General features: G+C 70.4%; 11 protein-coding genes and 2 pseudogenes. 6 read left to right on the top strand and 7 right to left on the bottom strand.

Translation table 11 applies throughout. From position 1 onward, the window contains the following. Positions 1-14: 14 nt before the first annotated feature. Positions 15-1,529: an LCP family protein gene (locus tag J2Z30_RS06515; RefSeq protein WP_078957104.1), complete on the top strand. Its 1,515-nt coding sequence runs from the start codon at positions 15-17 to the stop codon at positions 1,527-1,529. Between the two features lie 215 nt (positions 1,530-1,744). After that, the gene (locus tag J2Z30_RS06510; RefSeq protein WP_044579552.1) at positions 1,745-2,011 is read left to right on the top strand and encodes a GlsB/YeaQ/YmgE family stress response membrane protein; all 267 of its coding nucleotides are present in this window, start codon (positions 1,745-1,747) and stop codon (positions 2,009-2,011) included. Positions 2,012-2,040: 29 nt separating this feature from the next. Here J2Z30_RS06510 and J2Z30_RS06505 read toward each other — a convergent pair whose 3' ends face one another. Then, the gene (locus tag J2Z30_RS06505) at positions 2,041-2,853 is read right to left on the bottom strand and encodes a helix-turn-helix transcriptional regulator (protein ID WP_044579550.1); all 813 of its coding nucleotides are present in this window, start codon (positions 2,851-2,853) and stop codon (positions 2,041-2,043) included. An 81-nt stretch (positions 2,854-2,934) separates the two neighbouring features. Between J2Z30_RS06505 and J2Z30_RS06500 the strand changes: the two genes are divergently transcribed. After that, a complete protein-coding gene (locus J2Z30_RS06500; RefSeq protein WP_044579548.1) occupies positions 2,935-3,651 on the top strand; it encodes an SDR family oxidoreductase in 717 nt (238 codons plus the stop codon). A gap of 75 nt (positions 3,652-3,726) precedes the next feature. Here the strand turns inward: J2Z30_RS06500 and J2Z30_RS06495 are convergent, their stop codons facing one another. The 3 genes from J2Z30_RS06495 to J2Z30_RS06485 form a co-directional block, all read right to left on the bottom strand. Next, the gene (locus tag J2Z30_RS06495) at positions 3,727-5,352 is read right to left on the bottom strand and encodes an MDR family MFS transporter (protein WP_044579546.1); all 1,626 of its coding nucleotides are present in this window, start codon (positions 5,350-5,352) and stop codon (positions 3,727-3,729) included. 115 nt (positions 5,353-5,467) lie between these two features. Next, on the bottom strand, positions 5,468-6,706 hold the full coding sequence (locus tag J2Z30_RS06490) for a glycosyltransferase (RefSeq protein WP_044579544.1): 1,239 nt from the start codon (positions 6,704-6,706) through the stop codon (positions 5,468-5,470). 57 nt (positions 6,707-6,763) lie between these two features. Continuing rightward, on the bottom strand, positions 6,764-8,077 hold the full coding sequence (locus tag J2Z30_RS06485; protein ID WP_078957103.1) for a UDP-glucose dehydrogenase family protein: 1,314 nt from the start codon (positions 8,075-8,077) through the stop codon (positions 6,764-6,766). Positions 8,078-8,340: 263 nt separating this feature from the next. Between J2Z30_RS06485 and J2Z30_RS06480 the strand changes: the two genes are divergently transcribed. Next, a complete protein-coding gene (locus J2Z30_RS06480; protein WP_308279800.1) occupies positions 8,341-8,997 on the top strand; it encodes a TetR/AcrR family transcriptional regulator in 657 nt (218 codons plus the stop codon). A gap of 3 nt (positions 8,998-9,000) precedes the next feature. Continuing rightward, positions 9,001-9,420 carry a transposase gene (locus tag J2Z30_RS51650; protein WP_107073423.1) on the top strand — a complete coding sequence of 140 codons (420 nt, stop codon included), beginning with the start codon at positions 9,001-9,003 and terminating at the stop codon, positions 9,418-9,420. Between the two features lie 100 nt (positions 9,421-9,520). Here the strand turns inward: J2Z30_RS51650 and J2Z30_RS06470 are convergent, their stop codons facing one another. Further along, positions 9,521-9,934 (bottom strand): hypothetical protein, encoded by a 414-nt coding sequence (locus J2Z30_RS06470; RefSeq protein WP_052701776.1) that lies wholly within the window; start codon positions 9,932-9,934, stop codon positions 9,521-9,523. A 341-nt stretch (positions 9,935-10,275) separates the two neighbouring features. On the opposite strand from J2Z30_RS06470, the pseudogene J2Z30_RS06465 reads away from it, so the two are divergent. Next, positions 10,276-10,496, top strand: a pseudogene (locus J2Z30_RS06465) (IS5/IS1182 family transposase); the annotation flags it as partial. A 26-nt stretch (positions 10,497-10,522) separates the two neighbouring features. Here J2Z30_RS06465 and J2Z30_RS06460 read toward each other — a convergent pair. After that, a complete protein-coding gene (locus J2Z30_RS06460) occupies positions 10,523-11,704 on the bottom strand; it encodes an EstA family serine hydrolase (RefSeq protein WP_044579542.1) in 1,182 nt (393 codons plus the stop codon). Between the two features lie 344 nt (positions 11,705-12,048). Next, positions 12,049-12,231: pseudogene (locus J2Z30_RS06455) on the bottom strand (IS5/IS1182 family transposase); the annotation flags it as partial. Positions 12,232-12,756: the final 525 nt, after the last annotated feature.

The raw sequence follows: 12,756 nt of genomic DNA, 5'->3' as shown, positions 1-12,756 counted from the left end.
GACGAAGGACGCGCATGACAGGCAGAGACGGGGAGACGACGGGGAGCGCCACCGCGGAACGGACGGACGCGGGGCGGCAGCGCAAGGGGCGCCGCCCGCTGCGGATCGCTCTGGTGATCGTGGTGTCGTTCCTCGTGCTGCTCGGCGGCGGAGTGGGCTGGCTCTACTTCAAGCTGAACGGGAACATCACCACCTTCGGGTCGGACGGCCTCTCCGACAACCGGCCGGAGGGAAACGCCGCCGGTCAGAACGTGCTGGTCATTGGCTCGGACACCCGCTCGGGCGATAACAGCAAGCTGGGCGGCGGCACCGGAGACGTGGGCCGTTCGGACACCGCCTTGCTGCTGCACGTCTACGCCGATGGCAAGCACGCGGTCGGGGTGTCGATACCCCGCGACACCCTGGTCGACATCCCGCCGTGCCGGCTGCCGGACGGCTCATGGACCAGAACGCAACGGAACGCGATGTTCAACTCGGCGTTCTCCGTGGGCGAGACCGCCCAGGGCAATCCGGCCTGCACCCAGAACACCGTCGAGAAGCTGACCGGGCTGCGCATGGACCACACCGTCGTCATCGACTTCGAGGGCTTCTCCCGGATGACCTCCGCGGTCGGCGGGGTCCAGGTATGCGTGCCGCAGGACGTCTACGAACGCGATCTGAGCCCCAGCCGGTCCACCCGCGGCAAGCGCATCTTCAGCAAGGGGGTCCAGACGGTCTCCGGGCAGAAGGCGCTGGACTACGTGCGCATCCGCCACGGGATCGGCGACGGCTCCGACATCGGGCGCATACAGCGGCAGCAGGCGTTCATCTCCGCCCTGCTCAAGAAGGTGAAGAGCCGGGGAATCGACCCGACCACGCTGTATCCGCTGGCGGACGCGGCCACCAAGTCCATGACCGTGGACCCGGGGCTCGGCTCCGCGAAGAAGCTGATGACCTTCGCCATGTCGATGAAGGACATCGATCTGCACAACACCAAGTTCGTCACCATCCCCTGGCGCTACCAGGGCGAACGGGTCGCCATCGTCCAGCCCGACGCCGATGGCCTCTGGGCGGACATCAGGGCCGACCGCACCATCGACGGGAAGGCGGCCGGTGGGAAGAAGGACGAGCCCCGGGACTCCGCCACGCCAAGTGCCACGTCCACCGTGTCGGGCGCGGGCATCAGCGTCACCGTCTACAACGGCACCACCGCCCCGGGCCTCGCCGCACGCGCCGCGGACACGCTCAGGACGCATGGCTTCACCGTGACCGGCGCCACGAACGCCGACACCCAGGACCATGCCACCACCGTGGTCGGCTACGGCCCCGGTGAGCGGGACCGGGCGCAGACCGTGGCCCGGCTCTTCCCCGGCGCCGGACTGCGCCCCGCCACCACCCCGGGCATCAGCCTCACCCTGGGACGCACATACCTCACCGCGCCCTCCCCCGACGCCACCGCGCCATCCGCGCCCTCCACACCGTCCTCCCATGTGGCCGACGACGCCCGCTCCGCCGACGACGACCCCTGCTCCAACCTGTCCTACGGCTGACCGGATCCCCGCACGCCCCGCACATCCGGTCCAGGCATGGCGCACCGCTCCCCGGGCATGCGGAAGATCAAGCCGCTCGCAACCACCGCCGAGCGGGCCGCGTCTTCGTTGACGCCCGTACACCCGCGCAACCGACTGAACACGTCATCGACCGGGCTCACTCACCCCGGCACACGGCACGACAGCACAACAGCACGACGAAGGGGACGAACAACGTGGGTATCGTGAGCTGGATCATCCTCGGCCTGCTGGCCGGAGTCATCGCCAAGATCCTCCTCCCCGGGCGTGACCCGGGCGGGCTGGTCGGCACCACGGCCATCGGCATCGCGGGGGCGTTCGTGGGCGGCTGGATCTCCGCGAAGTTCTTCGACCGCCCGGTGCAGAAGGAGTTCTTCGACCCCGCCACCTGGGGCGCGGCGATCGGTGGCGCCTTCGTTCTCCTGGTTGTGTACCGCCTGTTGTTCGGCAATTCACGGAAGTGACGGCACGTACGGCACGAAGCGCCACGCCATCACGGTGCCACCGCGCCCGCGAGCCCGCGGATCATTCGGGCGGAGGGGGATCCGGGGTCGGCCGTGATCAGGACCACCTCCTGGTCGTCCTCGGGGACGAGCAGGACGTCGCAGTTCAGCCGGAGCGGCCCGGCCGTGGGGTGGTCGACGGTCTTGGTCCGGTGTCCGGGGGCGTGGACCGGGCGCTCCTCCCAGATCCGCCGGAACTCCTCGCTGCCGGTGCGCAGCTCGCCCAGCAGCGCGGTGAGCGCCGCGTCCCGGGGGTAGCGGTCGGCGGCCCGGCGCAGCCGGGCGACCACGATGTGCCCGAACTCCTCGGCGCTGGAGCTCTCGTACGCGTGGCCCCGGCCGAGGAAGCGACGGCGGGCGAGGTTGCCGTCCCGGCCGAGGTCGTCGCCGAGCAGGGCCTGCGCCAGCAGGTTCCAGGCGACCACGTCGTAGGCGGCGTCGGTGACGATCGCCGCGGTGTCGGGCAGCCGCCGCAGCATCTGGGCCACATGCGGGCGGACCCGCCGCACCGCCCGCGCGCCCGGGGGCGCGCTCGTCCCCGCGAGCCGGAAGAGATGGCTGCGCTCGGCGGGCGCGAGCCGCAGCGCCCCCGCCAGCCCGTCCAGGATGCGCGGCGAGGGCCGGGGGCCACGGGCCTGCTCGAGGCGGGTGTAGTAGTCGACCGACATATGGGCCAGCTCCGCCACCTCCTCCCGCCGCAGCCCCGGCGTACGGCGGTGGGGGTCGGCGGGCAGGCCGATGTCCTGGGGACGCAGCCCCTCGCGGCGGTCCCGCAGGAAGCGGGCCAGCTCGTGCCTCGCCATGCTGCCTCCTTCGGCTGACGGGTACTGCCTGGGACAGGTTGTCCCTGGCAGGGTGGACGTGGCCGGGGAACCCTTGATGCCATGAACAATCGCACAGCACTGGTGACCGGTGCCAACAAGGGCATCGGCAAGGAAATCGCACGCCAGCTCGCCGCCGGGGGACTCACCGTGTACGTGGGCTCGCGCGACGCCGAGCGGGGGCGGCGGGCCGTCGAGGAGATCGGCGGCGACGCCCGGCTGATGGTGCTCGACGTGACCGACGCCGACAGCGTCGCCACGGCCGCGGCCCAGCTGGAACGGCTGGACATCCTGGTCAACAACGCGGGGATCATGGCGGGCGGCAGCACGGCGCCCGAGGCCGACCTGGAGGACTTCCGCCGGACCTATGAGACCAACGTCTTCGGCGTCCTCGCCGTCACCAACGCCTTCCTCCCGGCACTGCGCCGCTCGGACGCGCCCCGGATCGTCAATGTCTCCAGCGGCACCGGCTCGCTGACCTGGAGCGCGGACCCGGAGCACCAGTTCGCCGTGTCCGCCGGGTCGGGCGCGGCCTATCGCTCCTCCAAGACGGCCCTGAACGCCCTGACCCTCTACACCGCACAGGCCCTGGCCTCCGAAGGTTTCAAGGTCAACGCGCTGGCCCCCGGGCTGCGCAGGACCGATCTGAACGCCCGCGCCGCCGGGAGCGACGGGGATCCGGCCGAGGGCGCGGCGGGCGCGGTCCGGCTCGCCCTCCTCCCGGACACCGGGCCCACCGGCGGGTTCTTCTCCTGGGACGGCACTCCGGCGCCCTGGTAGTCCCCGGCTTCACCCGGCCGTGCGGTGGTCCGCCCGCCGTCGCCTCGGTGTCCCCGCCCGCTCCCGCCGACCGCGTCAGTCGGCGGAGAGCTGGGTGTTCGGCACCCGCCAGGCGGCGATCACGAAGGCGATCAGGCCCACCGCGGCCCCGGTGAGGAAGACCACGCGCAGGGCGCTGACATAGCCCTCCAGGAACGGCTGCGCCACGGCCGGATCGAGGTGGTGGAGGAAGGCCGAGTCCTCCAGGTTCACCCCGCCGTCGGGCCGTACGACGCCCTTCAGCGCCTCCGCGTTCGCCGGTTCCCCGGCCAGCCTGCGGAACGAGGCGTCCTGGGAGGCCGCCGCCAGGCGGTCGCTGATCCGCGTACCGGCCAGGGAGAAGAGGATGGACAGGAAGGCCGCGGCGCCCACCGTGCCGCCGTTGGACCGGAAGAAGTTCACCGACGCGGTGGCCGCCCCCATGTCCCGACCGGGCACCTCGGACTGGGCGAGCGTGGTGATCGTCTGCATCGCCGCGCCGAGGCCCGCCCCCATGAACACCATGCCGATGGCCACGTACCACAGCGGGCTGTCGTCCCTCAGCGTGGCGAACACCAGCATGGCGACGGTGAGGGAGCCGACGCCCGCCGCCAGATGGACCTTGAACCGCCCCGTCCGTGACATCAGCCGGCCGACCACCAGGGTCACCGTGACATTCGCCGCCATGGTGGGCAGCGTGGCCAGGCCCGCCCCCATCGGGCTCATGCCCTTGGCCAGCTGGAGATAGAGCGGAAGTGTCGTCATGGCGCCGAACATGGTGATGCCCACGGTGAAGTGCAGCACGGTGCCCAGCCGGAACGCGCGGATGCGGAACAGCCTGACCGGCAGCAGCGCGGCATCCGCCATCCGCCGCTCCAGCAGTACGAAGCAGATCAGCCCGACCACGCCCACCGCGTACATCACCAGCGCCCGGGGCGAGGCCCAGCCCCAGCTCCGCCCCTGTTCGGCCACGACGAGCAGCGGCACGATCCCGACCGCCAGCGTCAGCGCCCCGCCGTAGTCCAGCCGATGCCGTACGGGCTGGTGGGGTATGTGCAGCACACGCAGGATCACCACGACGGCGAGGGCCGCCAGCGGCACGTTGACCAGGAAGATCCAGCGCCATCCGTCGATCCCCAGCAGCGTGGCGCGCCCGGCGAACACCCCGCCCACCAGGGGGCCGATGACACTCGACCCGGCGAACACCGCCGTGATGTAGCCCTGGTAGCGGCCGCGCTCCCGTGGCGAGGTGATGTCGGCGATGATCGTCATGGCGAGGGACATCAGCCCGCCACCGCCGAGGCCCTGCACCGCCCGGAAGGCCGCGAGCTGGTGGATGGACGTGGCGAATCCGCACAGCAGCGATCCGAAGGTGAACAGCACGATCGCGGACAGATAGACCGGGCGGCGGCCGTAGATGTCGGAGAGCTTTCCGTACAGCGGGGTGACGATGGTGCCGGTGACGAGATAGGCGGTGGTCACCCACGCCTGGGCGGTGAGTCCGTGCAGATTGTCGGCGATGGTGCGCAGCGCCGAGGAGACCACGGTCTGGTCCAGCGCGGCGAGGAACATGCCGAGCACCAGCCCGGACAGCACGGTGACGACCTGGCGGTGGGTCAGCCGGGCGGGGGTCCGGGGCTCGGTGGGCTCGGTGGGCTCGGTGGTGGCGGGTGAGGACGACATTCGTACCTGCGAACCTTCTCTGCCGCGCGTGGGGGACGTGGCGGGGGCTGGAAACCCGCGGGGAAGAGCGGGCCCGGAGCCCAGGCGCCGGGGCCCGGACTCCGGCGTCGGGGCGTTATCCGGCGAGCTTCTCCAGGTCGGGGACGGCGCTGTCGATCTCCGGGAGCGCCAGCATCTCCAGCCGCGCCCGGCGGGCTCGGGCCCGGCAGCCGTCGTCGGCCAGCACCGCACGGCAGACGGCGGTGATGCCGTCCGGCGTGGTGTCGGTGATACGCCGGCCGAGGCCGAGTTCCTCGACCCGCTGTGCGTTGCCCGGCTGGTCGCCGAACTGGGGCAGCACCGCCATCGGTGTCGCCGTGCGCAGCGACTCGCGGATGCTGTTGAAGCCGCCGTGGGTGAGGAAGAGGTCCACGGATTCCAGCAGCAGTGGCTGGGGCAGCCGCTCGGTGATGTGCACGTGCGGCGGCACCCCGTCGGTGTCCACGGGAATGCCCCCGGTGGCGAGGATGACGGTGCACTCCTCCAGCCGGGACACCCCCTGGACCATGGCGTGCAGCGTGTCCACCGGGTCAGGCATCGGCATCGGCGGCGGCGCGGAGGCGTCCGCCTCGCGTGAGCTGTCGTGGAACATGGGGATCGCGGTGCCGATGGCGGCGAACATCAGGGGCCGGTCGGTGGGCAGTTCGGCGACCCAGCGCGGCAGCACCGCACCGCGGTCCACGTCCACCGTCTGCCGGTAGGCCCAGGACGTCGGCAGGTGCTGGGCGAAGGAGAAGGCCGGTGGTACGTAGTCGATCCGCCCGTGCGGGACCACCGACAGCGGGTCTTCGGAGGTGGACAGCCCGTGCTGCTGCCGCAGGGCGTTGAGGTGCGGCAGCACCTTGTCCGGGTTGAAGGTGTTGCTGCTCCCGGAAGGGGTGGGCAGCTGCGGTATGCCGAGGGTTTCGGCGATGAGGCAGGAGCCGAGGTCCATGCCGTCGCGCAGGATGAGGTCGGGCCGGAAGTCGCGTGCCACGGGGAGCAGGGCGTCCAAGAGCGTTGTGGCCATCGGGCCGGACAGGACCTTGGTGACGACGCGCAGCAGGAAAGCCTGCCGCTCCGCATCATCCATCCGGGCCATGTCCGGCGGACCGGCCGGGCCGGCCTCCTCGGCCATCGCGGGGCCGAGGAAGGTCGCCGGGGAGAGGTCGTCGAGGCACGTGGCCACCCGCACGTCGTCCAATGCGAAGACGGGGGCGAGGACCGGGGTGGTGGCCACCAGCACCTCATGGCCGGCCGCCGCGAGGGCCCGAGCCAGAGGAAGCTGGGCGCGGCCGTGGGAGGGGCTGCCGAGCGTAGTGAACAGTACCCGCAACGCAGGGGCCTTTCTGTGGGGAGGGTCTCGTACGGCGAGGAAGGGGCGGGCGGGGCGTCAGCGCGCCATCGCGGGGGTGCGGCCGATGCCCTCGCAGGTGAGTCCGGCGCGGCGCAGCCGGTCCGGGTCCAGGAGGTTGCGGAAGTCGTAGACCACCGGGGAGCCGAGCAGTCCGGCGACGCGCTCCCAGTCGAGCGCGCGGAACTCCGGCCACTCGGTCAGGACGAGACAGGCGCGCGCTCCCCGGAGGGCCTCCTCGGGGGTGTCCGCGAGGGTGAGCAGATCGCTGAGGTCGGGGCGGGTCTCGCTGAGCGCGGGGTCGTAGGCGTGGAGTTCGGCGCCCCGCTCCTTGAGCAGCCGGGCGATGGCCAGGGCCGGTGAGTCGCGCAGATCGGAGGTGCCCGCCTTGAAGGCGAGGCCCAGCACGCCCAGCCGTACGCCGTGCAGCGAGCCGTCGCCCGGAGTGCAGCCGGCCACCACACGCTCGACGAGCCGCCGCTGGTGTTCGACGTTGGTCTCGATGGTGGCGCCCAGCAGCGGGAAGTCCACGCCCGACTCCTGGCAGACCGTCAGCAGGGCGTGGGTGTCCTTGGGCAGGCACGAGCCGCCCCAGCCGGGGCCCGGCTTGAGAAAGGCCGAGCCGATACGGGGGTCGTGGCCGATGCCGGTGAGCACATCGTCCACATCGGCGCCGAAGTGTTCGCAGAGCGTGGCGAGGTTGTTGGCGAAGGAGAGCTTCATGGCCAGGAAGAAGTTGGCCGCGTACTTGGCGAGTTCGGCGCCCGCCGCGTCGGTGAGCACCAGCGGGGCGTCAAGACCGGCGTACAGGTCCGCCACCCGCCGTGCCGCGTCCCGGTCGGCGGCGCCGACCACGATGCGGTCGGGGTGGAGGAAGTCGCGCACCGCGTAACCCTCGCGGAGGAACTCCGGATTGCTCACCACGGCCACGTCGGGGCGGTCCAGCAGCGCGGCGACGCGCTCGGCCGTGCCCACGGGCACGGTGGACTTGTTGACCACCACGCTGCCGCGCGGCAGCGCGTCGCGGATCTGGTCCGCCACGGCCTCGACGGCGGCCAGGTCGGCGGCGCCACCGACGCCCATCGGGGTCGGCAGGCACAGGAACACCACCTCGGCGCCGGCGACCGCGGCCCGGGTGTCGCGGACGAACGCGAGCCGCCCGGAGTCCAGTCCCTCCCGGACGAGTTCGGGCAGCCGGGGCTCGAGGATGTCGACCTGTCCGCGCCGGAGCCGTTCGACCTTCTGGTGGTCGGTGTCCGCGCACACCACTCGATGGCCGAGGGTGGCCAGACAGGCGCCGGTGGTCAGTCCGACATAGCCGGTGCCCACCACCGCGACGCGTCGTATCTGCACAGGGGATCACCACTTCTGCTGGGGGTCAGATGCGGGTGCGTGGCGAGGGCGGCGCAGGGCCGCCCGGTCGGGAAACGAGCAGGCCTGACACCGTCGTCCGGCCTTGACCGCGCGATGCGGCGACCAAAGTCACCACGCGTTGACAAAACATAACGCGCCGACCCACAGCTTGGTCAACAACTGATGACAACAGTGGATGACTTCTGGACATGCGAGGCTGAACCGGCAGCATGTACGGCACGGTCCAGGCGGAGGTACGACAGGTGAACCGGGCAAGCGACTCACGGGGGTGCGACGACCACCCCCGCCGTGCCCGCAGATACGACGCGGCCGGCACGCGCAGCGCCCTGCTGGGGGCCGCCGCGCTGCGGTTCGCCAGATACGGCTACGACGGCTGCAGCGTGCGCGACATCGCCAAGGACGCGGGGGTGGACGCCGCCCTGGTCTACCGCTATTTCGGCTCAAAGGAGGCGCTGTTCGACGCGGTGTCGACCAGCACCGGCCTGTTCGAGCCGCTGCGCCATCTGCCGCTGGACGAGGTCTCGGCGTGGATCTGCGATGTGGTCTCCACGGGGCCCACCGAGGAAGAGGCCCCGCATCCGCTGCTGACCAAGCTCCGCTCCTCCAGCCGGGAGGAGACCGTCGGGCGGCTCCGCGAGGAGGTCACCGAGGTCTTCTCGGAGGGGTTCGCGCGGCGTCTGGAGGGCGAGGACGCCGCGCTGCGGGCCGAGTTGATGGCGGCGTGGCTGATGGGCATCACCCTGCTGCGCCTGGCCATCCGCTCACCCGCGCTGGCCGCCACGCCGGACGACACCCTGCTGCGCTTCCTCCGGGCGGGTATCGACCCACTGCTGGACGCGGGCTGCCCCGAGGGCGGGAGCGACACGGCCTGCCCCGGGGGCGGGAGCGAGGACGGCTGACCTCTGCTCCCTGATGAACTGTGGGAGCTGGTCGCCCCGTTGCTGCCGTCGTTCGCCGCTCGTCCGCAGGGCGGTGGGACTGCTCCGTGTGATGCGCGTGCCGTGTTCACTGCGGTGGTGTACGTACTGACCAGCAGTTGTGCCTGGAGGCACCTGCGCCGACGTTCGGTACGTCCCCCGCTACGGCACATCGCCGGTTCGCAGTGTGGACCGAGGCGGGCCTGTGGCGCCGAGTACACCGGGTGGTGTCGGACGAACGCGGCGCCAGGAGCGAGGTGGACTCGACCTCGGCGATCGTCGACGCGGCGTCCGTCCGGGGGAACCGCGCTTCTCGCGGTTGCGGACCTGGTCGGCTCTCTCCGGGATCGTGCAGCCAGTGCCGCGTCTCCTCAGGTCCGACGGGCTCTCCAGAGCACTGGATGACCGGACAGAGTCCGCGGTTGCCTCGCGGCCGACGGGGCCGGGCGGCCCAAGAGGCGATGCCTGGGCTGGGCAGTGAGGCTTGCCCCCGGGGAACGTCGTCTCAGGACTCGTCGGCGAGGAAGTACTCGGCGAGGGGGGTGCCGGCGAATTTCTTGTTCATCTCGCGGGAGAAGAGCAGCAGGGTGTTGCGCGGCCGATGGAGCACCGCGAGTTCCTGGGCCTGTCCGGCGGCGTTGCGGGTGACCGTGACGACGACCTTCATGGGCTCGCCGAGGACCGAGGCGTCGTAGATCTCGAGGAAGCCGTTGTCACCGAAGTCTCCGGTGAAGCTGAAGTCCTGGAACTCGTACAGTTCGCGGGCCTTGACCACGATGGCGCGGACCGCCTCCGCGCCACGCGCGGTGCCTGTCATGGCGGCGCCTTCCAGGGTGACGTCGTCGGCCAGGTCGTCCAGCCACCATGGGTAGTAGCTGAGTCCCTGGCGGTCGTTGTCGCTGTTTTCCGCGTTCGCCATGTCATGTCTCCTTCGAAGATCCGGCCGTAGCGGCTTGCGTGTTGATCGGCTGCCGGTCATTCCAGCACCCAGATAAGAGCATATGCTCCTATTCTCCGGAGAGCAATGTCCTCCGGCCTACGCGGCACTGCGTCGGGGGCCGACCGACCTCGACCCAGTCAGGCGCCACCGCGCTCGGATCCAGGAGCGCTGGTTCGGAAGATTGCGAAGCGGTGCCCGTTCCTGCTGGCCCGCCTGAGCTGGTCCCGGAGGCGGTGCCGGTGGAGGACGGCGGGCTGGTGGAGTTCGAGCGGGTGGTGCCTGCGAGTGGGAGTCTGCAGGTCGCTCCAAAACTGACGATCACCGGTGCTCTCATTCCGCACCGCAGGCAGCGTGGACAGAAGCGCCTGAGCCGCAGCAGGAGGTGGAGAACACGGTGCACCGCAAAGCCCGTGCGAGGATTGAGCACGCGCTGCCCCGACTGAAGAACTGGAGGATTCCGCGGGACTGTCGCCCCAAGGGCGACGGTGTCCACCAGGTGATGCTCGACATCGCCCGGCTGCACAACATCGCCCCCGCCGGACAGCTCAGCCCTCGACGGGACAGCCCTCAGACGGAATGCACACTTGCCTTGTACACAGCGTCGATCAGGGCCATCTTCCGGGGGTCATCCGCAATGTGCGCGCCCATCCGGTTCATGACGTAGCCAATACTAATGCCCGCTTCGGGATCGGCCAGCCCGAAAGAGCCGCCGAAGCCGTCATGGCCGACGGCCCTCGAGTTGGGGCCGTAGGAGCCGTTCCGGCCGCTCAGCCTGAGACCGAGACCGATCTCGGTGTCGTGTTCGAAACCGGCGCCCAGAACCAGGTCCCGGCAGCTGCCCTGGCCTTCGCGTACGCGTTCCGCGGCCTGCGCCGACAGCACTTGCCGGGTGTCTGTGCGTCCCCGGCCGGTGAAGAAGTCGTACAGCGCGGCAACTCCCCGGGCCGTCCCGTGGCCACCCGCGGCGGGAATCTCGGCAGCGCGCCACTCAGGAGTGTTCGCGTCGGCGGCTCCAACGAGCGGGTTGGCCAGGGCGGCGAGAGCGACCGGCTGCAACTGGCTGAAGGCGGCATCCTGTTCACTGCCGACCGCAGCCGACGGGTGGACCAGCTGGGCAACGCGATGGGCTTCCTTCTCCGGGAGGCGAATGGAGAAGTCGATGCCGAGCGGTCCGGTGACTTCCTGGTGCAGGAACGCGGAGGGGAGCTGCCCGGTGATGCGCCGTACGACCTCACCGACCAGGAAGCCGTAGGTCAGTGCGTGGTAGCCGGAGCGGGTGCCCGGCTCCCACCAGGGTTCGGTGACCGCGAGGCGTGCGGTGGTCAACTCCCAGTCGTAGAGCTCGGCCAACGTATGCGGTTCGCGCAGGCCGGCCAGGCCCGCGCGGTGTGAGAGCAGATGACGTACGAGGATGTTCTCCTTGCCTGCTGCGGCGAATTCGGGCCAGTAGACGGCGACCGGAGCGTCCAGGTCGAGCAGGCCACGGTCGGCCAGCAGATGCGCGCACAGCGCCGTGGCCCCCTTGGTCGTCGACCACACGTTGACGAGGGTCTCCCGCTCCCATGGGCGGCTGCGCGCGGCGTCGGCCCAGCCGCCCCACAGGTCGACGACTGGCTCACCGTCGAGCAGGACGGTCACGGCGGCTCCCATTTCACCGCGCGCGCGGAAGTTCTCCTCAAAAGCGGCGCGGACGCCTTCGAAACGTACCTCGCAGTGCCCGTCGATCTGCGGTGTTGCCTGCTCAGCCATTGAGACCTCCGGCTTCTCGGACCGGGTGCCCGACGTTCGCGTACCCGGCTCTGCTATACATACCGACTGGTCGGGATTGCAGGAACGGAACATACCGCCAGATCAAGCCGACGGGAAGGGGCATGCCCGTTTCCGCCGGATGAGGTAGAGGCCGGTAACCCTCACCAGGGAACCGCCGGTGCGAGGGGCGGCAGGAGTCCATGGATCAACGGAACAGCACCGATCCGAAGCGCCAACCCCAAGGATTGACCGGTGAATGATCCAAGATCATCTCATTCATGGCCAGAAGTTACGGGACCGCCTTTACTGTAAAGCGTGTTGCAGAAGGCTGTGATTTTGCAGGTCAGGGCCCGGCCACGGCTGTGTGGGACGACCAGGCCGGTTTTGATGTAGGTGCCGTCGCCGAGCACGGTGACGCCGCGGCACTGGTCCGGCAGGCCGGAGTTGCGCCACACATGGGCGTCGGCCTTGTTGCCCGGGGCCGGGCGAGCGGTGGCCACGACCATGCGTGTGTCGGCATCGATGATGTGATCGCGCGGCAGCCGCTGGGTGGTCCGCCACCAGCCCAGCGGGCCGACCAGTGGCAGCGGCAGCATCCATGCCTCGTCTGTCTCAATCGGGTCGGCCGGGTGGGCTTCCGGCGTGCGGTGCATACGCCGGTTGGCCTTGGCCAGCCAGTCGACGAGCTGGACTTGAAGCCGGTTGGCGAGGCGAAGTCCCGCCGGGCGGAAAGCTGGTCTCGAGGTAGCCGTTGCACCGCTCGGCCGGACTCTGGCTTTCGGATCGCCCGAGTCTTCGTCTGCGCCATCCTGGCCGCGATCCACTGTGAGTAGCCGACCACCACCACCAGCACCGGCGGGCTGCTGGTCTGCCCGAACTCAAGTGAGCCCTCGACTGACGGGAAACCACAGGTCACGCTGCGCCAGCTCACCCGGCTCATATCCGGTCCGGGAGACCGGGCCTGAAGGCCTACCGCAGTTCACGCATCCATTGCCGGACCACTGTGCCGCACCGTGTTCCGAGGGTTGCTCAGATGCCTCGCGTCGACCAGA

The sequence above is a fragment of the Streptomyces iranensis genome (genome assembly GCF_017874715.1).
GTDB classification, from domain to species: Bacteria; Actinomycetota; Actinomycetes; order Streptomycetales; family Streptomycetaceae; genus Streptomyces; species Streptomyces iranensis.
The sequence above is the reverse complement of the archived record's forward strand: the minus strand, read 5'-3'. Positions and strand labels throughout refer to the sequence as shown.

Bases quoted from the DNA above. Each gene is read 5' to 3' on its own strand.
- J2Z30_RS06515 (WP_078957104.1), top strand. From the start codon at position 15: ATGACAGGCAGAGACGGGGAGACGACGGGGAGCGCCACCGCGGAACGG.
- J2Z30_RS06505 (WP_044579550.1), bottom strand. From the start codon at position 2,853: ATGGCGAGGCACGAGCTGGCCCGCTTCCTGCGGGACCGCCGCGAGGGG.
- J2Z30_RS06500 (WP_044579548.1), top strand. From the start codon at position 2,935: ATGAACAATCGCACAGCACTGGTGACCGGTGCCAACAAGGGCATCGGC.
- J2Z30_RS06495 (WP_044579546.1), bottom strand. From the start codon at position 5,352: ATGTCGTCCTCACCCGCCACCACCGAGCCCACCGAGCCCACCGAGCCC.
- J2Z30_RS06470 (WP_052701776.1), bottom strand. From the start codon at position 9,934: ATGGCGAACGCGGAAAACAGCGACAACGACCGCCAGGGACTCAGCTAC.
- J2Z30_RS06460 (WP_044579542.1), bottom strand. From the start codon at position 11,704: ATGGCTGAGCAGGCAACACCGCAGATCGACGGGCACTGCGAGGTACGT.